The following is a 24,694-nucleotide window of genomic DNA, read 5'->3' as shown; positions in this document are numbered from 1 at the left end:
ATTTTGACACAACTTTCAAACCTCAAAAATATGCCTAAGTATCTGGTTGAAATCCCTCATTCCGAAAAAGTGTCGGATTGCATGCACGTGATTAACGTATTTCTCAGCTCCGGGTCACATATCATTTCCCAGGCACACTGGGGCTGTAAAGACGGCGTGCATAAGATGTGGTTTATCTACGATTTTGATAATAAAGAACAGGTAATGCAGTCCATTCCCCCGCTGATGCGTCCCAGCGCGCAGATTGTCGAGCTAAACAAATTCCGTGTGGAAGATGTGGCGCAGTATGCAACGGAATGACAAAATCAGAACTAATGAAACAAAATTTACTTACTACCGACAGCAGTGACATCCGGAAGTTGCGGATTTCACTGCTGATATTAACGTTATTGCTTCTTACAATAACCCGGGTATGGGCCCAGACAACCTGGAATGGAAGCGTGAGCTCGGATTGGGACAATGCAGAAAACTGGTCGGGCGGCGTGCCGGACACAAATTCCGATGTGGTGATCGCTGCATCCGCAACGGCGCCCGTGATGGGAGGCAACGCGGTGCGGCGTGCAAAATCTGTGCTGATAAAGCCTGACGCGAAGCTTACAATCGGAGCAGGGGCCATACTGATCGTCAGTGGTTCCTACGAATACACTACAACGTTCACATTCAGGGCTGCGCTGAACAATCTGGGTAATGTTGTCAATGAAGGAGGCCTTCAGTTAGGCACCGTACTCTTCCCGATTCCTGAGTATGCCGTAGTCAATCAGGGCACATTTGATAATAAATCCGGTGCAAGAATTCACATTGACGCACTGAAGGATACCGGGATTTACAATACTGCAACCGGCACATTCAACAACGAAGCGGGTATTTTCATCGGTGCAGAAATAGCGGTAGGTGTTCACGGGATTTGGAATGAACACATATTTAACAATAAGCAAAGCGGAAACATTGAGATCAACCGCAGCCGTCTGAGGGGAATTGTAAACTATGAAAATACGGAAACAGGTTTACGGGGAACATTTACCAATGAGGGAATGATCCGAATTGGCGCACTGGAAAACGTAGGCGACGCAGGGATCGAAAATATGGGGGATTTTACAAATGAAGTTGGAGGTAACATTGCAATTGACCGCGCTATCAGCGGAATATATCAAACAGCCTCCGGCGACTTTTATAATAAGGGTAAGATGGTAGTGGGGACGAGCGACCCGGGGCGTTCCCTTGAAAAAGCAATCAAGAATCAGGGCGACTTCTTTAATGTTTCCTGTGCAGAACTTTCTATCTTTTCGGCGTTGGACAACAACCGGACTTTCAGCAATTCCGGGCTGCTCTATATACAATCGCAAAGGGCTCATCCATTTACAACAAGCATGCAAAACAGTGGTATCCTCGCATATTCAGCCAGCAGCCAAACAATCAGGGCTATTTTGAATAGCGGAATAATAGTGTCAAGCAACACGATTCCGGCTTGCGGAGGTGCCGTCAACCTGTTGACGTTGGGAAGCACCGAAGGCTTTTTTACAGAAGGGGTTTACACAGACGCAGAGGCAACCATTTCGGCCGGGACATATCACGCAGGATCAAATTCCTTCGAACCAAGTGAATCAATCGGTGCAGGTGTGCACACATTATATGTCAAAATCAGATCAGCACTTGGATGTACGGTTGTTGTCCCGTGGCAACTGACCGTACCCGATGGCATTATACGAGTCATTATCAGTGAACCAACGGTTGTTCAACCAAGCCAAGTATTGCCTACAGGAACCATTACCATTAATACCGAGGGCAGCGGCGAGCTGGAATATAGTGTAAATGACGGAAGTTCCTGGTCTGATGGTCCCACCTTTACCGGTCTTCCGGACGGGGATTATCAAATTAAAATTCGTTCCAAAACCACCACCACATGTGAAGTTGTTTATGCAAATAACCCGGTTAAATTAAGACTGGAAGTTGTTGTGGATGAAACAGATATCTGGACCGGAGCCGTTTCATCTGATTGGGCAAATGGTGAGAACTGGCGGGACAAAAGTGTGCCGGCTGCTTCCAATGCTGTAATAATCCCGCTTGTGGCAAACTTGCCGGTTATCAGCGGAAGCACAACAGCTGTTGCGCTGGCTGTAAAAGTGGATGCCAGTGCAATATTAACCATTGAAAATGAGGCAAGCCTTACACTTTATGGCAGTTTACCCTATCAATCGCTTGCTTCCGGTGCCGAAACATTCAGCTTCACAGCGGCGCTAAACAATCTGGGCACTGTAACGAACAACGGAATACTTAGTATAGGTTCACAAAGCGGTGCGGGCATTTTTGGCATCGTTAATCAGGGAAGCCTCACTAATAATGCGGGCGGGAATATCCATGTGGACCGCTCCGAAGACACAGGAATCTTCAATGCAAACGGGACTTTCAGGAACGAGGCCAGCATTACAATTGGCAGTCTGGGTAATGTGGGCAACCACGGAATCTGGAACGACGCGACATTTATTAACCAGGGCGCCGGACACATAAAAATAGACCGTTCAGTGCTCAGGGCGCTGATGAACAATGCTGATCCGCTAAAATCCATCAGTGCGACATTCAACAACGCAGCGGCAATCACGATTGGCGATAATTTCAGCGTCGGTGCAACGGGCATAGAGAATCTTGCGAATTTTCATAATTCGGGCAGTGCGGAAATTAAGATCCAGCGATCAACCGGAAGCGGCCTTTATAATGCATCAGGAGATTTTATCAATGACGCAAAAATTTTCATCGGCGTCACGCCAGGAGCCGGTAGCAACGGACTTGCGAACTGGGCCAATTTCACCAATAATGCCACCGGAAGCATTCATATTGACCAGGTTGGCAAATTTGGATTATACAATGCCGCGGGTACACTCAACAACGAGGGGGATATAATCATTGGCGAAGCAACTTCCGGCGGTGATACAGGCATAGAAAATCATGCTGTCTTAAACAATTCAAGTAACGGCGAGATCCATATTAATCATACGCTTAGCGCGGCGATTCACCACCTCTCCGGAAGCTTCACGAACGAGGGAGCGATTTACATGGGCGGCATAGGAACTATCGGCACGCATGGCTTATGGACAGAAACTAATTTTAACAATTCGGCAACGGGGAAAATCCATATTGACAAGACGAAGGCATATGGTGGATTAAGTCTGAACCACATTGATGGTCTTTTCACTAATTCGGGAGAAATCCGTTTGGGTGCGAATGGGACGAGTGGCTCGACGACCATTTTTATCAGTGGAAATGCAACCTTTAATAACAACACCGGCGCCCTGCTCACAGCCGACCGCAGTAGTGCTGTTTCAGTTGAGGTTAAAGGATTTTTCAACAATGCTGGTCGTTTGCAGATCGGGTCTTTGGCAAATGTTGGAAATTATGGACTCTATATCACCGGAACATTTACCAACAATACGGGTACTGACGGGTCTAGGGGCGAAGTCGAGATTTCTAATTCGGAAGTTTGCGCGCTTTATCTTACAAATACGCTGGTGAATAACGCCGATATCCACATCGGGGTTGCGGCAACCGTGGGCACATCCGGCATGGAAAGCCGGGGGGTCGTCCGAAACAATGCCGGCGGCAACATTCAGATAGATCGGTCAACCGTTGTAGGGCTCACACACGCAACCGGAACCTTTGAAAATGCAGGCACTTTGTCTATCGGTGGCAACGAGGCCGTTGGTCCTTCGGGCTTTATCAATAAGGCAACCTTCCGGAATCTGTCAGGTGGAACGGTTTCCGTTGATCGTACATTCCGCATGGCATTGCGAAACGATGCAGACTTTTCCAATGCGGGCAATGTCTCAATTGGGGCAATATCCACCGTAGGGCAAGTGGGTTTGGAAACCAATTCCACTTTTGATAACCTTACTGGCGGCCACGTCCGCATTGATAACGCTGCTGATATTGCTTTGTCCAATGCATTGGGCACATTCACCAATGAAGGAAATATCACCATCGGCGCGGCAACTGCGGTAGGACGCTACGGACTGGTAAATCGCGCAGCATTTAACAACAACGCAGGCCATATTCGCATCGATCGCAGTACGGATACAGGTTTGTATGCATCCGGCGGCACTTTCACGAACAAAGCGAAAATCACAATCGGTGGTTCTGAGGATGTTGGCGTTCACGGAATTTTTAATGAAGCTGCATTCATCAATAGCGAGGAAGCCAGCATTCACATTGATCGCACCACAGCGGCAGGCCTTCGTAATTTTGCGGGTACTTTTGCCAACACCGCAGTGATTGCCATTGGTGCAAATGCCAGCGTCGGAACTTACGGAATCCGCAATCAGTCAGCTTTTGAAAACGGTGCAGGAGGAAACATTGCCGTTGACAATGCTGATGAAGGCATTTTGGTTGAGAATAATACATTTACCAATGCAGGCAATGTTACTATTGGAGGCATAACCGCTGTCCCAACCTTGATCTCGAAGCAAGCGACAGGCAATTTCAGCAACGATAATGACGGCGTCTTGAAAGGGACCGGCCAAATTGCGGCATCGTCCTTTACGCACGCAGGGGGCACATTGTCGCCAGGTTATTCTCCGGGCAAAATCACTTTCCTGGGCAATCAGGATTTCAGTAACAGCACTATGCTGATTGAGATCAACGGTCGTGGCGCTGCTGGTGTGGATTACGATCAGATAGCCGTTCTAGGCAACGCCAGGCTAGGCGGCACACTGAAAGTGATCGTCAATTACACGCCAATGGACGGCGATGAAATTGTAATCCTGAATGCGACTTCCATTTCGGGTGAATTCAGTGTCGTAACGGGCATCAGTCGCTGGCGAATAGACAATTCGTCCGGTAACATGCTGAAATTGATTTACGACTCAACCCTGCCCGTCAATCTCGCTGAATTTAATGCAAAGGCTGCTGGCAATGGTGTACGGCTAAGCTGGCGCACTGCTACCGAAACCGACAACGCTGGCTTTTACATCGAGCGGAGTGTGAATGGTTTCAGCTGGCAGGACATTGGTTTTGTGGCTGGGAACGGAACCACGAAGAAAACGAACGACTATCTGTTCGGGGATGAAAATCCGTTCCCGGGCACCAATTATTATCGCCTTAGGCAAACGGATTTTGATGGCAGCATAGCGCACTCGCGGGTTAAAGCAGTTACCATTAATCTTGCGGACACCGACTTATACGTTTGGGCAGATACTGGGCGCACGGCATATGTGGTCAGTAAAGATGCGATTGAGCAGGTCACGGTGATCAATCTTTCAGGCAGGTTAGTGGCCAGTTCAGCTTCTTCGAGTGTGGATCTTGCACATGTTCCGCCGGGGATTTTGGTGATAAACGTAAAGACGAAAAATGGTCTCGTAACGAGGAAATTATTGTTGCCTTAACTTGTAAGAAGCTGTTTTGCAAGCAATTTTCGACAAAACGACACTTTCTTGATGACCCCATCAAAAGTTTGTGCGATGTAATAAGCCATCATTCAATTTAACCCAAATCCCGAAGCGCCATCACTGCGATGTGATCGGTCAGCAGGCTACATAGCCAAAAAATAGCCGCAAACTAATGTTGGATCAAAACTTGGGATCAACACGTCCTAATAGGGATGATCGTCATGAACTTTTAGACACTTGTAGCTTTAATCCCCTCCATAACGTTATATTTAACGCTTTAAAGGGTTTTGATTGCTATGGATATTTACAAGCGCAATAATGTTACGATTTTAGGCCAGGGTGTACAGCCAATGATCTTTGCCCATGGCTTTGGATGCGGGCAACAGATGTGGCGATATATTTGGCCGGCTTTTGAAAAAACGCATAAAATTGTGCTTTTTGACTATGTAGGAAGTGGGGGATCGGACAATACTGCATATAATCCGGAGCGTTACGGAAACCTGAATGGCTATGCACAGGACGTGCTGGACATTTGCAATGCGCTCGATTTGAGAGATTGTGTTTTTGTCGGACATTCGGTCAGTAGCGTCATTGGGTTGCTTGCATCTGTCAAGGAGCCCGAGCGGTTCGACAGCCTGGTTATGGTAGGGCCTTCCGCAAGATATATTGATGAAGCAGGTTATTTCGGGGGATTCTCACAGGCAGACATCGAGGAGCTTCTGGATACGATGGATAAAAACTATATCGGTTGGGCCAATTTTCTTGGACCCGCAATCATGAAAAACGATGAACGGCCCGAGTTGGCCGGGGAGCTTACGGATAGTTTCTGTTCCACCGATCCCATCATCGCCCGTCAGTTTGCACAAGCTACTTTTTTGTCAGATAACAGGACGGACCTGGCGAATGTGAAGCACCGTGCGCTCATTTTACAATGCTCCAACGACCTTATCGCACCGGTTGAGGTTGGGGAATATATCCATAAACAAATGCCGGAAAGTGTTTACCGTCTAATGCAGGCAACAGGACATTGTCCTCACCTGAGCGCACCCGACGAAACGGTTAGATTAATACGCGAGTTTCTGTCTTGAAAAACAATCCTTTGGAGCAGGCTAAACATATTTTACAAGAATTGCCTTGTGGCTGCGCAGTCCTTGACATTTCGGGCTCTCTTGCGTACACAAACCCAACATTATGCCAGCTTCTTGGCTCATCGGAGGATGCAGTCCGGGGAACAAGTATTGAAAGCATTCTGACAGTCGCCAGCCGCATTTTTTATCAGACACATTTCTTTCCCTTATTGAATTTAAAAGGAGAGGTCAGTGAAATTTTTATGACGCTCAAAACCGCAAACGGCACACATGTTCCTGTGATGGTGAATGCAAAAGTGAGTACTGAAAATGGAGAAACTGTTTATATATGTGTTTTTGCGCCAGTTTGGGAAAGACAGAAATATGAAGAGCAGCTCTTATCCGCCAAAAAAGCGCAGCAAAAGGCAATCGAAGAAAACACGATATTGAACGGGCTCAAAGCACAGCTCGAAATGAACCAGTACCAGCTCGACAGGAAGATATCCATTCTGCGGGAACGCAACAATGCGTATTTGCAGATGAGCAAAGTCTTCATGCACGATATGCAGGAGCCGTTGCGCAAGATCAGTCTTTTCCTTGATGCATTGTTTGGTAAGGACAGGGGCGAAGTTGCTTACGATGACCAGCGAAAGATTTCGATTATCCGCAAATCAATTCTGCGTTTGCGGCACATGACCAGGTCATTACTCGATTTTGTGCAGATCAGTGCCCCCGAAGAAAGCGTAACATTTCTGGATCCCAAACGGCTTATTATTGAAGCAAAGGAGGAACTAGAGAAAGAAGCCTCAGCATCAAATTTCAGCATCGATATTGGTGATTTGCCCCACTTTGAAGGCAGGGAATCGCAGATTAAAAGAGTTTTTATTGAATTAATAAAAAATGCGTTGCAAAACACGCTTGCCGATAGGCCATTGAATATTCAGGTTACCGCGGTTATGGTTCAGGAAAACGTTTACCAGCACCAAACGGATAAATACAGATATACCGACCATATACAAATGGAAATTAAGGACAATGGTTCCGGTTTCGAGGGGCAGTACGATTCGTATGTTTTTGGGCTCTTTAATAAGATCGATGCGCGATCGGGCGGAGCTGGCCTTGGATTGGCTTTATGCAAACAGGTGATATCAAATCATTACGGCACCATTAAGGCGCAGGCTGAACCAGGGAAAGGGGCCTGCATAACTATTGTTTTGCCAATCAGGCAATCGGCAGGGTAAGTAAAACAGTCGTTAGGCTGCCAGGAAGTTTACGAGACAATCAATAATATAATGTCTTTGATAAACTTCCTGGCAGTTGTTGATCGGTCATAGATCAGCTATATCCCGGATTTTGTAATAATTTTTACATAAGCTTCTGCAACATTGCCAATAGCGCTGGGATGTCCGTCAAGTTCCTCCGCAGTCGCATCATTATAGATCAAAAAGGCAGTTAAGCCACGAAAAGCAGCAGGTTTTAATCCAGACCCGGTATCAACGATCTGGTACAGGTAAGATAGCTCGAAAGTATGTTCCGCAGTTCCGCCAACCGGGATAGCAAGGGGAACAGAGCTGCCAACCTGAAAGCTTTCACCAGGTGTGGTCAGCGCGAGAACGCCTGAGACGTGTTGCGTATAACGCAACTGGTAACCCGCAACAACCGGAAATGAAGGTGTCGCAATCCGCTTGATCGTAGCTTTCACATCATATTTCAATAAACCGATCTGGTCTACTGCCACAGCCGTTGGATTGGTGTCCTCCTTCGCAGCTGATCTTGTTAAGGTAATCTCGCTGGAAGTAGGGGTAACGTCGCCGATGACGGCACCATTCTTGTCGTAAAAGGTCAGCTTTTCAATCTTAAACTCGCAGGGATAAGCGCGTGGTATTGCAGCATTGGTTGCCAGCATACATTCAGATTCGGGGAAATTTGGAACTTCCGGTATTTCATGGTCTGTACAGGCGAGCGCAATGCCTAAAAGGCAAATGCTACTTAAAGAAAATGCTTTGCTGATGGTCGGGAATGCTTTCATAACTGCTCTGTTTTGTTTTTAGTTAAGAAACGTTATGATAATGATAGTCAACTCTTTATAGTGAAACAAAGATCCTCGTGGCTAATGATTGACATTCTTATTTTACGGTCTTCCAAAAACAGGTTGTATCATTTTAGTTTTTATAGGGCAAGAAATTGCAATTAGACTTTTACAGCATTATCTTGTATTCCTGCTATTCCTTATCGGCCCATTCACATGACTTTTACTAACAGAAGGCACTTTTTGTCACAGGTTTCGTTCGCTGCTGCTGCTCTTGCCACAAGCGGATTTGGATTTACATCGCATGTCAAGCGGGACGGATTTGTTGAAGTCGAAATCGCGCCGGGGAAATTGCGGGGCGTGCGCTACGAGGGGGTGAACATATTCAGGGGCATCCCCTACGGTGGCAAAGTTTCAGGCGACAGGAGATTTCGCAGGCCCGCTCCCGTAGAGCCCTGGACGGGTGTTCGCAGCTCCGTTTTCGGTGCGCCGGCAATGCAGCCTCCAAGGCATAATGAGCCTGCCCCGGCAGAGGATTGTTTGTTTTTAAATGTCTGGACACCGGGAAATGATGATAAAAAGCGTCCGGTCATGTTTTACAGCCACGGCGGCGGGTTTGTGATCGGTTCCGGCGCGTCGCAGAGCCAGGACGGATCCAATCTTGCGCGGAATTTTGATGTAGTCGTAGTCCAAACCAATCACAGGCTAGGCCTGCTCGGATTTCTCTATCTGGACGAAATCGCAGGCGCAGACTATGCAGGTTCGGGTAATATGGGGATGCTGGACATCGTCGACGGTTTGAAATGGGTGCACGAAAACATTGCCCGGTTTGGCGGAGATCCTGATAACGTGATGATTTTTGGAGAGTCCGGTGGGGGAGCGAAAACGTCCTGCCTGTACGCAATGCCAACGGCAGCGCCCTACTTTAACAAAGCTTCCATTGAAAGCGGCCCGGGCGTGCGGATGACCACCAAGGAAGCGGCGGCCCAAACAACGGCAATGCTTTTACGGGAGCTGAACATACCATCTAAGGATTGGAGAAAGTTGCTGGATGTGCCCGCAACCGATTTGCTGGCCATACAAGCCAAGCTGCCATTTGTCCCCCCATTTATAGATAAAGAAACGAATAAAACCGCGCAGCCAGGTGCAGGCGGCTTTGGTCCGGTTGTTGACGGAAATGTTCTGCCTCATCATCCATTTGATCCTGCGGCACCGGAAATATCAAAGGACAAACCGCTGCTTGTGGGGTGGAATGAAGATGAGTATAATTTCTTCATATGGCAACGAAAAGAAACCGATCTGGTAAAAATGGACTTTGATGGTTTGCATAAAAAACTTGAACCCTTCCATGGTGCGGACACAGGGAAAATGATCGAAACATATCGGAAAACCCGCCCGGATGCCTCAGCAATTGACATTTTCGTAGCTATTTCATCCATTGCAATGATGGGACTGGGTTCAATAGATATTGCTGAGAAAAAAGTTAAACAGAACGGAGCACCGGTTTATCTATACAATTTCGGGTACAAGTCAGAAAAAAAGATCCTGAATACAGACTATCCCATGGGCACGCCACATGCCATGGACATTAGTTTCAAATTCAACAATGAAGTTCCACCGAAAAACCCGTCACAACCAAGCGAAAGCTTTTTCGGAGGGAAAAAGCCTGAAAGGTTTGTGGCTTCTCACCATTTTGCAGAATTATGGACAACCTTTGCGCGAACAGGAAAACCGGCCGCCAAAGATGTGCCGACATGGCCTGCCTACAACTTGAAAGATCGCCCGACCATGCGCATTGATACGAACTGTGAAGTCATTAATAACCGTTTCGGAGAAGAGCTTGCGATGTGGAGATCGATTAAGAAGGCATAGCAGCTTAATTTTCCATTTCCACTTACTTTTTCAAATCAATTCAAATCTTTTAGCATCCGGTATTCGTTCGGAGATTGACCGACGCGCTGCTTAAACAACCGGCTGAAATGCTGGGGATATTTAAAACCTAGTTCAAATGCTATCTCATTCACCGATTTACTGCCATCGAAAATTTTCTCTTTCGCAGCCTCAATCACTTTGGCCTGAATGTATTCCTGCGCAGTCTGACCGGTTTCTTTTTTAATCAAATCACCAAAATATTTTGGTGACAGGTTTAGCTCACTGGCACAATATGCGACGGACGGCAGTCCAATGGTGTGAGGTTTGTCCGATGTGAAATAACTGTTCAGGACGCTTTCGAATTTTGCCAGCACACCCCTGTGAACTGTGTCGCGGGTAAGGAATTGGCGGTCGTAGAAGCGTATGCAGTAGTCCAGGAATAATTCAATATTAGCCACAATAAGCTTTCTGCTGTGCTTGTCAATAGCGTGTTCCAGTTCATATTTTATTTTACCAAAACAATCCATTACAATCTGTCGCTCACGTTGCGACAAATGAAGTGCTTCATTGACTTGATAGCCAAAGAATGAAAATTCGTTCATTTTAGTATTGAGCGAAGTTCCGTGCAGCAAATCAGGGTGAAAAACCAGCGCATGTCCTTTCGGCTGATAAAGTTCGCCGTCATTTTCAACAGTGAACACCTGGCCAGGGGACATGAAAACGAGCGTTCCTTCCTGGTAATCGTAATATTCCTTCCCATATCGCAAGTCGCCGCATACAACATCTTTCAAAAAGACACCGTAGCATCCCATGTATTGGCTTGACTTCCGTCTGGGATTTGCTGTTGACAGATCGATCACAGTGACCAGCGGGTGCAACGTTTCCTGCTGATTGTATGCATTGTATTGAGTGACAGAATCAAACCGAATTAAGTCTTCCATGGGCAGGTAAATTTGAGTGATGCTAAATTACGGATTTCGGAACGGCGTCGATCAAAGGGCCGGGCAAAACAGGAATATTGGTAGATATTTCGGTAATCTGTATAACAGGGATGCAGGGCTGAGGCCGGAACTTTGTATAACCACGGTTATGCTGCAATCGCTGCTGGCGTTTATCTGCCTGCCGCCGCCGTCCATGAAGCGCTTTTTTAATTAAACCAAATGCGGGAGGCTATGTAAGATCCTAACTATTGTTTTATTAGTTATATTTAATAAAGCATTGGCTGATAGTAAAACCTTGAAAGTGATAGTCTGGATATAAAGCAGATTCTAGAGAAAGCATCCGGAGCAAAAAAAACAAAAACTAACTCACCATGGCGAAGGTCACATTAAACATCAACAACAAGGATTATCCAATGGAGGCTGATCCGCAAATGCCACTTCTCTGGGCGATCCGGGATCTGGCCGGTTTGAAAGGCACCAAGTATGGATGCGGCGTTGCCCAGTGCGGCGCCTGTGTGGTGCACTTAGATGGAGAAGCAGTCCGGTCATGTGTGACTAAGGTAAGCCGCGCAGCAGGCAAAAAAGTCGTGACGATTGAAGGGTTGTCGGAAACCAATTCGCATCCGGTGCAAAAAGCCTGGCAGGAAATTGATGTGCCGCAATGTGGCTACTGCCACTCAGGCCAGATCATGTCAGCCGCCGTGTTGCTGCGCGAAAAGCCTAATCCAACCGACCAGGATATCGACGATGCCATGGCAGGTAACATTTGCCGTTGCGGCACGTATCTGCGCATTCGCAAAGCCATTCATACAGCTGCTGAAATGCAGAAGAAGACTGCTGCGAAAAGCTAATTCCATCCACCTCAATTTTACGTCATGAAGCAAGATCCGGAAACCCGAAGGGGCTCTTTCCTATCCATAAAGACGGCCGTGGTGTTGTCCATATTCCTTATCGCCGCGGGAGCATCCGCGTTCAGGAATGACAATGTGCCGCCAGAAGAAGTCAAGATTAGCATGATAGACCGGGATAGTATCGAATCTGTCAAGGCTTTTGAAACGGTTTATAAAACACTCATGAGCCCGCGTTGCATGAACTGCCACCCGGCTGGAGATGTACCGCTGCTAGGTGACGACAGTCATCTGCATACCATGGGACCCAAACGAGGGGTTGACGGCAAAGGCGTCTACGCAATGAAATGTTCCAACTGTCACCAGGAAACCAATACACCTGGGCTCCATACGCCTCCCGGAAACCCGGATTGGCATTTGCCGCCAGCCGCCATGAAAATGGTTTTCGAGGGCAAAAGCGCTCACGAGCTAGCCGAACAATTGGTTGATAAAAAGAAAAACGGTAACAAGGATATTAAAAAGCTGATCGAGCACGCCGATGACGGACTTGTCCTTGCCGGGTGGAATCCAGGAGAAGGCAGGACTTTGCCGCCAGTTACCCACGCCGAATTTAAAAAAGCCTGGATAACCTGGCTTAAAACGGGCGCATATGCACCTAAAAAGTAACGTCCATACACTAGAAAACATCATCAACATGGAAAACCAGACCGTATCCCGAAGAAATTTCTTAAAACGACCGGCATGACTAAGGGCCGTAATTCCTCATGCGTTGCAGAAGAAAGTTGGAAACTGACCTTTAAAACAAATTGTCATCATGAACAAAGATAATACTGCCTTAAATAGGCGCTCGTTTCTGAAAGCTTCCATCTTGTCTGGTGGAGGGATGCTGCTGACTGTTAGTTGGTTATCCGGTTTTAAATCCGCTGATGAAGCGGAGGCGCTAAACGTTCCGGAGCAGTGGGCGCGATTGAATGGATATATCCACATTATGCCGGATAATAAGGTAAAACTCATTTGTCCCAATCCCGAATTTGGGCAAAATGTGATGACATCTTTGCCAATGATGCTGGCGGAAGAACTGGATGCGGACTGGAAAAATGTGACGGTGGAAATGGGGCCGCATGATCCCGCAAAACTGGGTGCGCAATTTACCGGTGGAAGCAATTCCGTGAGAATGTATTGGAAACCGCTTCGGGAAGCCGGTGCAGCTGCAAGACAAATGTTGCGGGAAGCGGCTGCCCAGACCTGGAATGTCCCGGTCGGAGAGGTAACTACCAAAGCTGGTGTGTTGTCACATCCGAGTGGAAAATCTGCAAAATATGGAGAGATGGCCAGCAAAGCAGCCAAAGTTTCTGTGCCTAAAGAGTTGCAACTGAAAGCGCCAAAGGATTTTACAATTGTCAGAAAGTCCAAAAAGAATGTAGAAATACAGAAGATCACATCTGGCAAGCCGCTCTTTGGATTGGATTACAGCGTTGACGGTATGCTGATCGCGATGATCCAGCATCCACCTGCTTTTGGTATGAAACTGAAATCTTTTGATGCCGCAGAAACGATGAAAATGCCGGGCATAAAAGATGTTTTTAGCGTGAAATTGTATGAAGACGGCTTCGAGCAAGGAGGTTTTGATACCCGTACATTCAATGAGTTACTGGTAGTAGTGGGCGAAAATACCTGGGCGGTAATGAATGGCCGTAAAAAACTGGTCGTCGACTGGGAGGCTGCTGGTGATATCAAAGATACGATAGGAGGCAGGGGTGGAAAAAGGGAGGTTATCGTGCCGGGTGCCTTGGAAAGTACAACCTCGCAAATGCAGCAGATGCAGGAATATGCAGCAAAACCAGCCCAGCAATTAAGAAAAGACGGCGACCCGGAATCGGCATTCAATAATGCAGCCCAGGTGATCGAAAGGACTTATAATGGGCCGTTTCTGGCGCATAACTGCATGGAGCCTATGAATTTCTTTGCCCATGTGACCGATGAAAAAGCGCTGCTGGCAGGTCCTCTGCAAGCCCCTGGCTGGACAGAGCCTACACTTTCTAAACTGCTGAACTTGCCTGCTGATAAAATAGAAATACAGATGACCCGCATGGGCGGCGGATTTGGACGCAGGGCTTATGGACATTATCTCTATGAAGCTGCCCTGATTTCGAGGAAAGTTAAAGCACCAGTCAAATTGATGTACACCCGCGAGGATGATATGACCTACGGGATTTACCGTCCCATGTACACAGCGACTTACCGTGCAGCTTTGGATACCAATAAAAATCTGATCGCATTCCATGTAAGAGGTGGCGGGATCCCTGAACATGCGATACATGCCAACCGTTTTCCAGCGGGAGCTGTGGATCATTATCTGGCTGAGGGTTGGCAGATCCCATCCAACATTACGATCGGAGCATTCCGGGCGCCACGCTCCAATTTCAATGCGGCTGCCGAGCAGTCTTTCCTGGATGAGGTGGCCGAGGCCGCCGGCAAAGATCCGATCGAATTCAGGTTGGAGCTTTTGAAAAGGGCGAAAGAAAATCCGGTGGGAAAAAACAATGAATATGACGCTGACCGGTATGCAGGGGTTTTGAAACTGGTGCGTGATAAATCGAACTGGAATAAGCCTGGTAATGAGAAATATAACCGCGGTGTGGCCGCCTATTTTTGTCACAATTCCTATGCGGCCCACGTTGTGGATATGGTAACCCGGGATGGCCAGCCTTATGTGGAACGGGTGTACAGTGCAATGGATTGCGGGATTGTTATCAACCCCGATGCCGCAACTAATATGGTGCAGGGAGCAGTTGTGGATGGCATAGGAAATGCTTTTTACGGAGCATTAACCCACAAAGACGGAGCTGCCCAACAGACGAATTTCAGCAACTACCGAATGATCCGCATCAACGAAGCGCCCAAAAGCATCGAAGTGCATTTTGTGCAAAACGATTTGGATCCGACGGGTTTAGGAGAGCCTCCATTCCCACCGGTATTTGGCGCTGTGGCGAATGCGTTGTACAAGAACAAGGGCAAACGTTTCTACAACCAGCCCTTCATGGGCGAAATGGACAAGGCAATATGAATATATGGTATGTAACCAAAAAAACCGGGAATTATAAATCCAATGGGCTTGCTGGCACGGTATTCGTAATTGCTTAGGTTTTTCAACAAATAAAAAACTATCATGGCAACTACAACAAGTGGAACAAGCGTAATAAATGATCTGATTGAAATTAATAATGACCGAGTAGCAGGATTTGAGAAAGTGATTGCGGATATTAATGATGAAAATATTGACCTGAAAGCACTTTTTCAAGAATACGCGGAACAAAGCCGGAAATACGGACAGGAGCTGGCTGCAATCGTTGGTTCAGTTGGAACAGTTGATGAAGTAGAAACTGGCAACAGCGTGAGCGGGACATTGCACCGCGTATGGATCGACGTGAAATCGTTATTTGGTGGAAGCGATCGCGCAAGCATCCTTTCGGAAGCGGAACGTGGCGAAGATGCAATCAAGAAGGCTTACCAGGATGCATTGAGTTCCAGCGACCTGCCTTATAACGCAGTAGACACGATCAGGACTCAGGCGCAAGGAATTAACTCTGCACATGACAAGATTAAAATGCTTCGTGATGCTGCAAAAGCATAAGTAATGAAAAAATTTTCGAAACCGTCCTTTTTTAAGGGCGGTTTTTTTTTGTTTAATTTTCAATCTTCTGATCTATTTTTGAAACAAAAAACGGGTAAGATGGTCTTTGAAAATTCGAATGAAATCCTGAGTCTTTACGAGCTTGATCCGGTCAATAGTCATATTATTAAAGATGTGCGTGAAACGGATATGACATTCATCTGGAATGTGGCCGAACGCATGGACATCACCATTGATAAAGTCCCCTTTCACCTCAGCAAAAACCAGATCATCTTTCTGACAGAATTTCACAGGATAGACAGCATAGCAATCGAATCTGCCAGGATGGTCAGGTTCAACCAGCCTTTCTATTGTGTTGTAAATCATGACAACGAAGTAGGCAGTAAAGGACTGCTGTTTTTTGGCGCAACAGGCGTTCCCATTATCACTATAGACGATGCCAGGGTGCGGGACTTTGAGTTGTCGTGGGAAATATTCTGGTCTGAAATGCGTAAAACCGATATTTTGCAACAAGACATGCTGCAAGCGCTGTTGAAAAGGATGCTCATTCTGTCCGTACGGATATTACGGCAGTCTAATAATCTCAGTAAGCTCGACAAAACCCAGGGTGAGATTGTGAGGGAATTCAACTATCTGGTAGACAAACATTTCGCTGTGCATCACGATGTGGCTTTTTACGCTGCTCAGCTTAACAAATCCCCTAAAACACTTTCGAACCTGTTTTCTCTGGTCTCCACACGAACCCCATTGAACATTATCCACGACCGCATTATGATCCACGCCAGACGGCAGATTAATTACAGCAATCTGTCGATCAAGGAGATTGCTTACGAGCTTGGCTACGATAATATTCAAACTTTCAGTAGGTTCTTTAAAAGCAAGGAAGGCGTATCGCCGGGCCATTATCGGGAGAAATTGGAGCAGCCCATGCTGCAATAGGGAAAAATTGCCAACTGAACGGGAATTTTTACCTAACAAAACCATTTTTAAATGATGCATCTTTAAGCCATGAAATCAATGCGATTTCTTCACTCAAAAACAGCATCATGAAAAAAATAGCAATTAATGGTTTTGGCCGCATCGGACGTGCCGCATTGAAGATAATCTTTGAAAATAATGACCTGGAACTGGTAGGTGTCAATGACCTTATGAGCATTGAAAACGCAGCCTATCTCCTCAAATATGATAGTAACTACGGTAAATACGAAAAAGAGGTTAAGGTCGAGGGCGATTCCCTGATAATTGGTGGAAAACCTGTCAAATATCACAGCATACGGGAAATTGAGAACCTCCCTTGGAAATCGCTTGGGGTAGATGTGGTAATAGAAAGTACAGGCTTTTTTACCAATAATGCAGATGCCGAAAAGCACATTCACTCCGGCGCCAAATTTGTGGTTATTTCGGGACCGACCAAAGATACGCCCACAGTCGTACACGGCGTAAATACAGAAGAAGGCAAAGTGTCCATTTTCTCCTGCGCAAGTTGTACAACCAATAGTATCAGCCCGGTAATTGAAATACTTGGCCGCAGGCTCGGTATTAAAAAAGCCATTCTGAACACAACCCATGCATATACCGCTTCGCAAACGCTGGTGGATGCGCCTTCCAAAAGAGAGCCGCGTATGGGACGTGCCGCTGGCATTAACCTGGCTCCGGCTGCCACTGGTGCGGCCATCGCAACCACCAAGGCCCTCCCTCAGTATGCAGGCAAGTTCGACGGTATCGCAGTGCGTGTGCCAGTGCCGGTAGGCTCGATTTCCGACATTACATTCATAGCGGAGCGTCCGACGACGGTTGAAGAGATCAACCAGATCCTTACAGAAGAAGCTGCAACTGAGCGGTATGAAAAAGTCGTTGCGGTAACCGATGAGCCACTTGTTTCAAGCGACATTGCCAAAAGCCCTTTTGCGGCCATCGTCGACCTGGAAATGACACGGGTTGTTGATGGAGATCTGGTGAAAGTGATGGCCTGGTACGACAACGAATGGGGATTTACAAATCAAATGATCAGACAAATTCAGTCACTATAAAGTGGCCGGGTTAAAGCTGATTCGAACAGGACTGCCATGAACTACTCCAAGCTTGCATTTACCGACGGGATTAAAGCCATCCAACAAAGAATGGGTAGCCGCAATACTTATGAGCGCGTAGAAAAAATGAGTTTCAAAGAAGGTCTTACAGCCGTAGAAGCCAATTTTATCGCTCAGATGGACAGCTTTTACATGGCAACTTATGGAGAGAACGACTTCCCGTATATCCAGCATCGCGGCGGGCCGCAGGGGTTTATCAAAATTATTGATAGCAACACCATTGGAATCGTTGATTTCAGCGGGAACCGGCAATACATTTCGGTTGGAAATATAGGGAAAAATCCAAAGGTTTCGCTGATCCTGGTCTCATACCCGATGCAGGCGCGACTGAAAATTTATGCGGAAGCAGAAATCATAGAGATCGGGGATAATCCTGATCTCTATGATCTGCTCAAACCGGAAGATTACAAATTCCGGCCCGAAAGAATGATGGTTTTTCATATCAAAGCCTACGACTGGAACTGTCCGCAGCACATTACCCCAAGGTATACGGAGCAGGAAATGCAACCTATGTTGAAAGCACAAAATGAATATATCCAACAGCTTGAGGATGAAATAAAGGCGCTCAAAAATTAGTCTTCAAGGACCATACCGAGGTTGCGCCGATGGTAGGCGGCGGCCTGCAACTTTCACATGCATCGTGTTCACGATTTCGGGAACAGCTTCCCCAGCATACAGGCCCGCGAAATCATTGGATATATCAATAAAAGGAAAATTAGGTGCAGATATGGTGATGCCGACCTTGGAATAGTTCTTGGAAAGCATAGGAACCTTATGTAATATAATTTAAAGCATGCGAAATCATACTAATTACGGATCCTCCAAAAGCCGGGAAGCGCCTTTGCCTTTGGAAATTTTCCAGGACGATCTGCCAAGGGCCGTTATCAGACCGAACGAGTATTTGCTGCTCGATGGAGAGTGGAAATTTGCCGTAGATCCGAACGACAGGGGAGTTGCCGAAAACTGGTTTGTTCAGCACACTTTTACGCAAACCGCGCACTGGCCCGGCAGTGTAGAACAGCATCTGGCAGCGTCGCAGCATGAAGGTTCTCCCTGGAAGGACAAGATCGTAGTTTGGTACGAAAGAGATTTTCAAAGGCCTGAATATGCATCTTCGGGTGAGGAAGACGACACCATTCCGCAGCTCACTTTTGGGGCTTGCGGATATGAAACGCAGGTTTGGCTGAATGGTAACCCATTATTAACCATTGAAGGTGAGCAGATCCATGTTGGCGAATACACTTCTTTTTCTTACGAACTGGAAACGCTGCGACCGGTTAACCGGCTTACAGTGCGGGTTGCGAGCAGTATGGACGCTGATATTCCACGAGGAAAGCAGGAATCGCATGTTTACAAACGTGGCGGCATCTGGTACCAGACCTTTACAGGCGCAGTAAGAAGCATTTGGCTGGAAAATGTAGAGAGAAACCGGCTGCGTTCCAGAGTAGGCGTTGTGAGTATCATTGAAGATAACCTGGTAAGGTTTACACTCACTACCCGTATTCATGACCCTGGTTTGTATAAAATAAAATTGTCTGTTTTCCTGCCGGACACAGGGGGAGAGGAGGGTCTGGTGGCTGAGGATGAATTTCCGCTCATGCTGGAAGCCGGGCAAAAATCGCAGCGGCTCGTACTGGATGTTCCAGGCGCACTGCTATGGTCACCGAATGAACCGCATCAATACCGGTTGGTGGCACAGCTCGTGAATGAACAGGGCGCTATCTCCGAAATTGAGACAAAGTTCGGTCTCAGGAAGTTTGAGGCAAGAGGCAGTCATCTCTATCTGAACAATCAGCCGATTTATCTGGATGGCATTCTATACCAACCTGGTAACGCCAGTTATGACCAGATCAAAAGGCATTTGCTGGCGATGAAGGAGCTGGGTTGCAACCTGGTCAGGATACACATTGCCGGGGTCGATCCGCGTATTTATAAGCTTGCCGATAAAATTGGGATGCTCCTATGGGTTGAAGTGCCCAGCCCGCATCAGTCTACATTAAAAAGCCGGGAAAACCATCAAGCCGAACTTATGCGGATGCTGGCTTTGATCGGCACGCATCCGTCTGTTGTTATCTGGAGCTTGTACAATGAAGACTGGGGCGCACAGGACATTGCCTACAACCAGGACACGCGCAAGTACATTGTCAATATGTACCATTATATGCAACTCGCTTTTCCCCAGTTTTTGGTTGTCGATAATGATGGTTGGCAGCATATTTCGTTTGAAGGAAGGCTTAAATCTGACCTCCTTACCGCACATTTATACACCCCGGACCTGGCACACTGGCAATGGATGCTCGATGAGCTGACCAAGGGAAACCTGGACACCGTTGCGGCTTTTCCGCTTGTTGTAGGTGATCCGTTTTTTTACCGGAAGCAGGTGCCGCTGATCGTAAGTGAATGGGGAGGCTTTGGCTTCGAAAACTACGGCGGGCCGGTAGACGACACAGATCGCGCTAACCAGATCACCCTTTTCAAGAAAGAACTGGGGAAAAGGTCTGTTGCCGGAGATGTGTATACCCAGGCAACAAACATCGAGAATGAACGTAACGGATTGATTGATTTCGAAACCGGCGCGCTGAAAGTGCCGGCAGGACTCCTTGCCTCAAAGCCACACACCTAGTTTTTAGCCCGAATTGCGCCGATTTCTCTGGCTGAAACAACATTTGTATTGCTGGAAAATTTTGATCTCGCGTAAAAAACGATGTCAGAAAGTTGCTCATCCGTTAAAAAGCCAAATCCAGGCATTCCTTCGCCAGATGCAGACTGCGAACCTTTGAGCAGGAACGGGATGAGTACAGTGTTCTCGCCTGACAATCTGGATGAGGTTACCAGTGAAGGAAAAGAGCCCGGAACACCCCGCCCATCCGCTTTGTGGCAGGATTCACAGAAGTTGGCAAATAAGGAAGCCGTAGATTGTTTGTCGGCTTGCTTCGCTGTCTTCACCATGCGTCTGTTTTTTGGAATTACACCGCTTTTGCTGATTCGAATGATCCGGTCATCGGTTGTGACCGGAAAGTTGGCGGGCGGGTTCCAGTCCCGGTTGCTGGTGGAAATGTAAATATCACCTGCGGGAGAACCACAAACATCGCGCAACCTGCCAAACTTTTGACTGAATATAATGTCCTCGCTTAATATCTTTTCCTGTTTTGCATCCAGCTTGAGCACACGCAAACTTTGGCCTTTCAAAGTGCTTAACAGTAAAGCATTTTTCCATTCTGGAATGTTGCCGTCATAAAAGTCCATTCCGGCGGGAGCAATGGTGGGAGTCCAGGCTTTCACGGGGAATATCGTTTCACGGGTTTCGGAATGTTTCTTTTCTTCCGGCATATCACTGAATCCGGCCAGGTTAGGCCAGCCATAGTCTCCACCTTTTGCAACTAAGTTCACTTCATCATCCGTTGCGTCACCATGCTCAGCGATGAACAGGTTGCCGTTTTTTGTGTAGGTCAGTCCTTGCGGAACACGAAAACCCATGGCCCAGGCCGGGCTTCCGGGATGCGGATTATCAGCGGGAATAGTGCCGTCCAGGTTCAACCGAAGCACTTTTCCATTGGTAAATGCTGGATTATGAATAGTTTCCTTTTGTTTCAAATCGCCAGTCGCCCAAAGTAATTTACGGTCTTTTGAGATCACCAATCTGGAACCGTTATGGCCGAGATAGCCCGGAATTTGCTTTAATAAAACAGGTTCAATCAGCGCCTTGCCATTATAAGTGTACCGAACAAGTTTCGAAACGATAACAGAATCGGGCTGAATATGGGTGTAGTTGATAAAAACATGCGGGTTCGTTTTCCAATCCGGATGCAGGACCATGCTCATCAGTCCGAGCCGTTTTCTGTAATAATCCTTGATCTGCAATAGTTCCGTAGTCTGGCCGGTCTTGGGATTGAGCCTGCTGACCTTGCCGTCGTGGTCGGTAAACCATATCATATTATCAGGCCCCCAGACCATTTCCCAAGGCACATTCAAGTTTTTAGCAATGGTTGTAATGTCCAGAATCGTGGAATCCAGCTCTAACTTTTCTGTTTTGAAACCAGGAAACTGCTGCGGCCGGTAGGCAAACGAAGCGATCAACAAGGCAGCCACGCCCGAAAGCGTGGCCATCATATATAACGTTTTTCTCATCCGGCTACTCTTCAAAATAATGGTAAAAAACTTCCGGCAGTTTGCTGCCCAGCGAAAGCCAGTCTGCGGCGAGCGGTGCCTTTTTTAGCCCCTCCACCCACTCATAATTGAGCTCGTAAACCAACGCCTCTATGCCGAATCTTTCCATAAATCCCTCTCCTAATGTGCCCGGATTACGAAATCCTGGCTTGGTGGAGCCTTCGGTATACCAGGTGTATTTCCTCAAAAGACTATCCAGTTTTGCCATATTGGCGCGGTAAGCCGTAATGTCGCCGTCGGGCCGGCTAATGTGCAGGTTTCCGCCCGCATCATTATGAACGTCAATACCGAGATCAGGCTTTTTACCCGAGGCGCCCATTTTAGTCAACCATTTTTCCAGGTAATAATTTTCAGGCGCAATGAGCGAATCCGCCGCCTTGTCCCATTTCCTGTTCAGGTCATAACCATTAGCATTGAACCGCGTTTTCCCACGTGCAACGCCATCCTTATTGGTCATCGGCAGAATGTAAACGCAATATCGTTTGAGATACAGCTTCATTTCTGCATCGTCTTTCAGCAAACGGTCTATCAATCCTTCCAGCGTCCAGTTACCACCGGCTTCGAATGCATGCGCACGGCCTCGCAGGAAAATCCGCTTCGGTGCTTTTTCATTCCCTATCTTGATGATTTCTAATGACCGGCCCTCTGCTGTTTTGCCAATAGGCGTGATGGTCACCAGTTTATGGTTTTTGATTCTTGCCAAAAGCTTGTCCAGGTCGCTGATCCGGTAAGGTTCAATGCTCGCGATAAACACGCTCGCCGCAGGCATTTTAAGCTTAATCTGCATACGGTTTCCCTCAATATACTCAGTAGGGCGGCTTTCCCAGGTTTTGCCATCGGTGGAAAGCACAATGGGCGATTGTTTGGAGATCGGGCTGGCGTGGATGTTGTTCCAGATATTATCAAAATTTTGCAGGATCAATGTCACCTCTTTTCCCACCGGAGCCTCCACTTTGAAGTGCCAGTGGTTATTAGCCCGGTTCTGGGAAAACCGCTCGTGATCGTAAACCAGGCTAATGATAATTCTGCCGGCAGAATCGGCTTCCCAGTTGAGCGGAGAGGCATTTTCGAAACCGGTATGGATGAAAACGTCGGGTGCCGGAGTGGCATCCTTCGGCGTTTGCGCGCTGGCAGAGCTCATTATTTTGAAAAAACAAAAAATGAAAACCGCCAGCGACTTGAAAGCATTTTTACCAAACATATAGAAACTGTTTTAAAAAGTATAACCAGGATTTTGCTTGATCCCCTGAGGGTTCACATCGATCTGTGTCTGCGGGATCGGGAAAACGGCATTGAATTCGGCCACAGCAGGGGCTTTGAAATGCTGGTTCATAACCGTGACTTCTCTGCCTGTGCGCACGAGATCAAACCACCGGTGGCCTTCAAAAGCGAGCTCGACCTGCCGCTCATGCTCGATCGCCAGCGCAAATGCGGCTTTCGACATGTTAGCGGGAAGCGACGCCAGTTTCGCCCGCTTTCTCACTGCATTGATCGCGCCATATGCTTCGGCGGTCGGGCCGTTTCCTGCCTCGTTGATGGCTTCCGCGTACATCAGCAACACGTCTGCGTAGCGCAGCACCGTCCAGTTGTTATCCGCGTCGCCTTCTGAAAATGGCGTATCCTGGTATTTTAATGTGTAGGGATCGGCTACAAATTTGCCCGTCGCCGCATCGGTATAGCCGGTCGCCAGTGATGCGGCTTTCCGCGCGTCCCCCGGTTCGTAGGCAGCCACCATATCAGCCGTAGGGTTATTTCTGCCTCCCGCAAAACCGACCTTAATGACATTTGTTCCTGAATTCCGGGGCGCGAAATTGTTGTAAAAACTGCTCCCCGTGCCCGTTCCTCCTTTTTTAAACTGCACTTCAAAAATCGATTCCTGGTGATTGGCATTCGCAACAGGCCAAAGGGTTGCATAGTCGTCCAGCAATTTGTAATTTCCCTGGTCGATCACCTCCTTCAGCTTGTCCTTCGCTTTTGTAAAATCTCCAATTGTCAGATAAACTTTACCCAAAAGTGCCTTTGCCGCACCTTTTGTCGCTTTGCCAATTTCAGCTCCGGTGTAAGCGAGCGGAAGCTTTTGCTCAGCTTCGGCAAGGTCGGCGATGATCTGGTTGTAAACTTCTGCCTTCGCAACCCTCGACTGATTATAACCCTCTGAAACGGACCTGGTTTCGGACAAAACCAACGGCACGTCACCGAATGTGCGCACGAGATTGAAATATTTCAGAGCCCTCAGAAACTTCACTTCAGCTACGAAGCGCTCGCGGAGTGCCTGGTCCATGGAGGCGCCATTAATGTGATCCAGAACTGTGTTGCAAGCCAGGATTCCGCGGTAAGTGTCGATCCACATGAGCCGGATAATCTCGTTCGTCGAAGCCATTTTAAATTGGTCCAGCTCAGCGTCGGGCAGGTTTCCGCCGACTTCGAAGTTCATCGTGTTGTCGGAGCGGACCTCGGAAACATTGTAATAAGCATAACCATATTCGCCGGGCGAAGCCAGCATTCCATAAGCCGCATTTACCGCAGCCTGCATATCGGCTGCATTTCTGTAAAAATTACTCACATTGGTCGCATCCCTGGGCGCCAGTTCCAGAAAGTCCGAACAGCCGGCGGCGAGCATGCTTAAAGCACTCAGGATATATGTATTAAATTTCATATTCATATCAATTTTAAG

Annotated in this window: 18 protein-coding genes; 13 read left to right on the top strand and 5 right to left on the bottom strand. The window is 47.4% G+C overall.

Annotation, left to right across the window (positions count from 1 at the left end; translation table 11 throughout):
- Nucleotides 1-30: 30 nt before the first annotated feature.
- The 4 genes from B5X68_RS01905 to B5X68_RS01890 all read left to right on the top strand — a co-directional run bounded on the left by B5X68_RS01905 (nucleotide 31) and on the right by B5X68_RS01890 (nucleotide 7,680).
- Nucleotides 31-300 carry a hypothetical protein gene (locus B5X68_RS01905; RefSeq protein ID WP_082212977.1) on the top strand — a complete coding sequence of 90 codons (270 nt, stop codon included), beginning with the start codon at nucleotides 31-33 and terminating at the stop codon, nucleotides 298-300.
- Between the two features lie 14 nt (nucleotides 301-314).
- On the top strand, nucleotides 315-5,369 hold the full coding sequence (locus B5X68_RS01900) for a T9SS type A sorting domain-containing protein (protein ID WP_170916556.1): 5,055 nt from the start codon (nucleotides 315-317) through the stop codon (nucleotides 5,367-5,369).
- A 299-nt stretch (nucleotides 5,370-5,668) separates the two neighbouring features.
- Nucleotides 5,669-6,460, top strand: coding sequence for an alpha/beta fold hydrolase (locus B5X68_RS01895; RefSeq protein WP_082212975.1), 792 nt, complete (start codon nucleotides 5,669-5,671; stop codon nucleotides 6,458-6,460).
- Nucleotides 6,457-7,680 carry a PAS domain-containing sensor histidine kinase gene (locus tag B5X68_RS01890; RefSeq protein WP_082212974.1) on the top strand — a complete coding sequence of 408 codons (1,224 nt, stop codon included), beginning with the start codon at nucleotides 6,457-6,459 and terminating at the stop codon, nucleotides 7,678-7,680. Before B5X68_RS01895 ends, B5X68_RS01890 begins: the two co-directional genes overlap by 4 nt.
- A 98-nt stretch (nucleotides 7,681-7,778) precedes the next feature.
- Here B5X68_RS01890 and B5X68_RS01885 read toward each other — a convergent pair whose 3' ends face one another.
- A complete protein-coding gene (locus tag B5X68_RS01885) occupies nucleotides 7,779-8,468 on the bottom strand; it encodes a hypothetical protein (protein ID WP_082212973.1) in 690 nt (229 codons plus the stop codon).
- A 216-nt stretch (nucleotides 8,469-8,684) separates the two neighbouring features.
- On the opposite strand from B5X68_RS01885, the gene B5X68_RS01880 reads away from it, so the two are divergent.
- Nucleotides 8,685-10,340: a carboxylesterase/lipase family protein gene (locus B5X68_RS01880; RefSeq protein ID WP_082212972.1), complete on the top strand. Its 1,656-nt coding sequence runs from the start codon at nucleotides 8,685-8,687 to the stop codon at nucleotides 10,338-10,340.
- A gap of 35 nt (nucleotides 10,341-10,375) precedes the next feature.
- Here the strand turns inward: B5X68_RS01880 and B5X68_RS01875 are convergent, their stop codons facing one another.
- Nucleotides 10,376-11,281 (bottom strand): helix-turn-helix domain-containing protein, encoded by a 906-nt coding sequence (locus B5X68_RS01875; RefSeq protein WP_082212971.1) that lies wholly within the window; start codon nucleotides 11,279-11,281, stop codon nucleotides 10,376-10,378.
- Nucleotides 11,282-11,652: 371 nt separating this feature from the next.
- Here B5X68_RS01875 and B5X68_RS01865 point away from each other — a divergent pair, with 371 nt between their 5' ends.
- The 8 genes from B5X68_RS01865 to B5X68_RS01825 all read left to right on the top strand — a co-directional run bounded on the left by B5X68_RS01865 (nucleotide 11,653) and on the right by B5X68_RS01825 (nucleotide 20,476).
- Nucleotides 11,653-12,132, top strand: coding sequence for a (2Fe-2S)-binding protein (locus B5X68_RS01865; protein WP_082212969.1), 480 nt, complete (start codon nucleotides 11,653-11,655; stop codon nucleotides 12,130-12,132).
- 24 nt (nucleotides 12,133-12,156) lie between these two features.
- Nucleotides 12,157-12,795: a hypothetical protein gene (locus B5X68_RS01860; protein ID WP_082212968.1), complete on the top strand. Its 639-nt coding sequence runs from the start codon at nucleotides 12,157-12,159 to the stop codon at nucleotides 12,793-12,795.
- Between the two features lie 148 nt (nucleotides 12,796-12,943).
- A complete protein-coding gene (locus tag B5X68_RS01855; protein WP_082212967.1) occupies nucleotides 12,944-15,196 on the top strand; it encodes a xanthine dehydrogenase family protein molybdopterin-binding subunit in 2,253 nt (750 codons plus the stop codon).
- 102 nt (nucleotides 15,197-15,298) lie between these two features.
- Entirely contained in the window at nucleotides 15,299-15,763 is a 465-nt protein-coding gene (locus B5X68_RS01850; RefSeq protein WP_082212966.1) for a ferritin-like domain-containing protein, read from the top strand.
- Nucleotides 15,764-15,862: 99 nt separating this feature from the next.
- Complete coding sequence (locus tag B5X68_RS01845) at nucleotides 15,863-16,702, top strand: helix-turn-helix domain-containing protein (protein ID WP_170916555.1); 840 nt, start codon at nucleotides 15,863-15,865, stop codon at nucleotides 16,700-16,702.
- 107 nt (nucleotides 16,703-16,809) lie between these two features.
- The gene (locus B5X68_RS01840; RefSeq protein WP_082212964.1) at nucleotides 16,810-17,793 is read left to right on the top strand and encodes a type I glyceraldehyde-3-phosphate dehydrogenase; all 984 of its coding nucleotides are present in this window, start codon (nucleotides 16,810-16,812) and stop codon (nucleotides 17,791-17,793) included.
- A gap of 36 nt (nucleotides 17,794-17,829) precedes the next feature.
- Entirely contained in the window at nucleotides 17,830-18,429 is a 600-nt protein-coding gene (locus B5X68_RS01835; RefSeq protein WP_082212963.1) for a pyridoxamine 5'-phosphate oxidase family protein, read from the top strand.
- A gap of 217 nt (nucleotides 18,430-18,646) precedes the next feature.
- Nucleotides 18,647-20,476 carry a glycoside hydrolase family 2 protein gene (locus tag B5X68_RS01825; RefSeq protein ID WP_082212961.1) on the top strand — a complete coding sequence of 610 codons (1,830 nt, stop codon included), beginning with the start codon at nucleotides 18,647-18,649 and terminating at the stop codon, nucleotides 20,474-20,476.
- Here the strand turns inward: B5X68_RS01825 and B5X68_RS01820 are convergent.
- From B5X68_RS01820 to B5X68_RS01810, 3 genes are all read right to left on the bottom strand, one after another.
- A complete protein-coding gene (locus B5X68_RS01820) occupies nucleotides 20,473-21,981 on the bottom strand; it encodes a PQQ-dependent sugar dehydrogenase (protein ID WP_082212960.1) in 1,509 nt (502 codons plus the stop codon). The two genes, B5X68_RS01825 and B5X68_RS01820, sit on opposite strands and share 4 nt — an antisense overlap.
- Nucleotides 21,982-21,985: 4 nt before the next feature.
- Nucleotides 21,986-23,161: a M14-type cytosolic carboxypeptidase gene (locus B5X68_RS01815; RefSeq protein ID WP_082213940.1), complete on the bottom strand. Its 1,176-nt coding sequence runs from the start codon at nucleotides 23,159-23,161 to the stop codon at nucleotides 21,986-21,988.
- Nucleotides 23,162-23,233: 72 nt separating this feature from the next.
- Nucleotides 23,234-24,676 (bottom strand): RagB/SusD family nutrient uptake outer membrane protein, encoded by a 1,443-nt coding sequence (locus B5X68_RS01810; protein WP_082213939.1) that lies wholly within the window; start codon nucleotides 24,674-24,676, stop codon nucleotides 23,234-23,236.
- Nucleotides 24,677-24,694 lie beyond the last annotated feature (18 nt).

The organism is Dyadobacter psychrophilus (assembly GCF_900167945.1).
In the GTDB taxonomy this organism is placed as follows: Bacteria; Bacteroidota; Bacteroidia; order Cytophagales; family Spirosomataceae; genus Dyadobacter; species Dyadobacter psychrophilus.
This window is presented reverse-complemented; position numbering and strand designations above follow the sequence as displayed.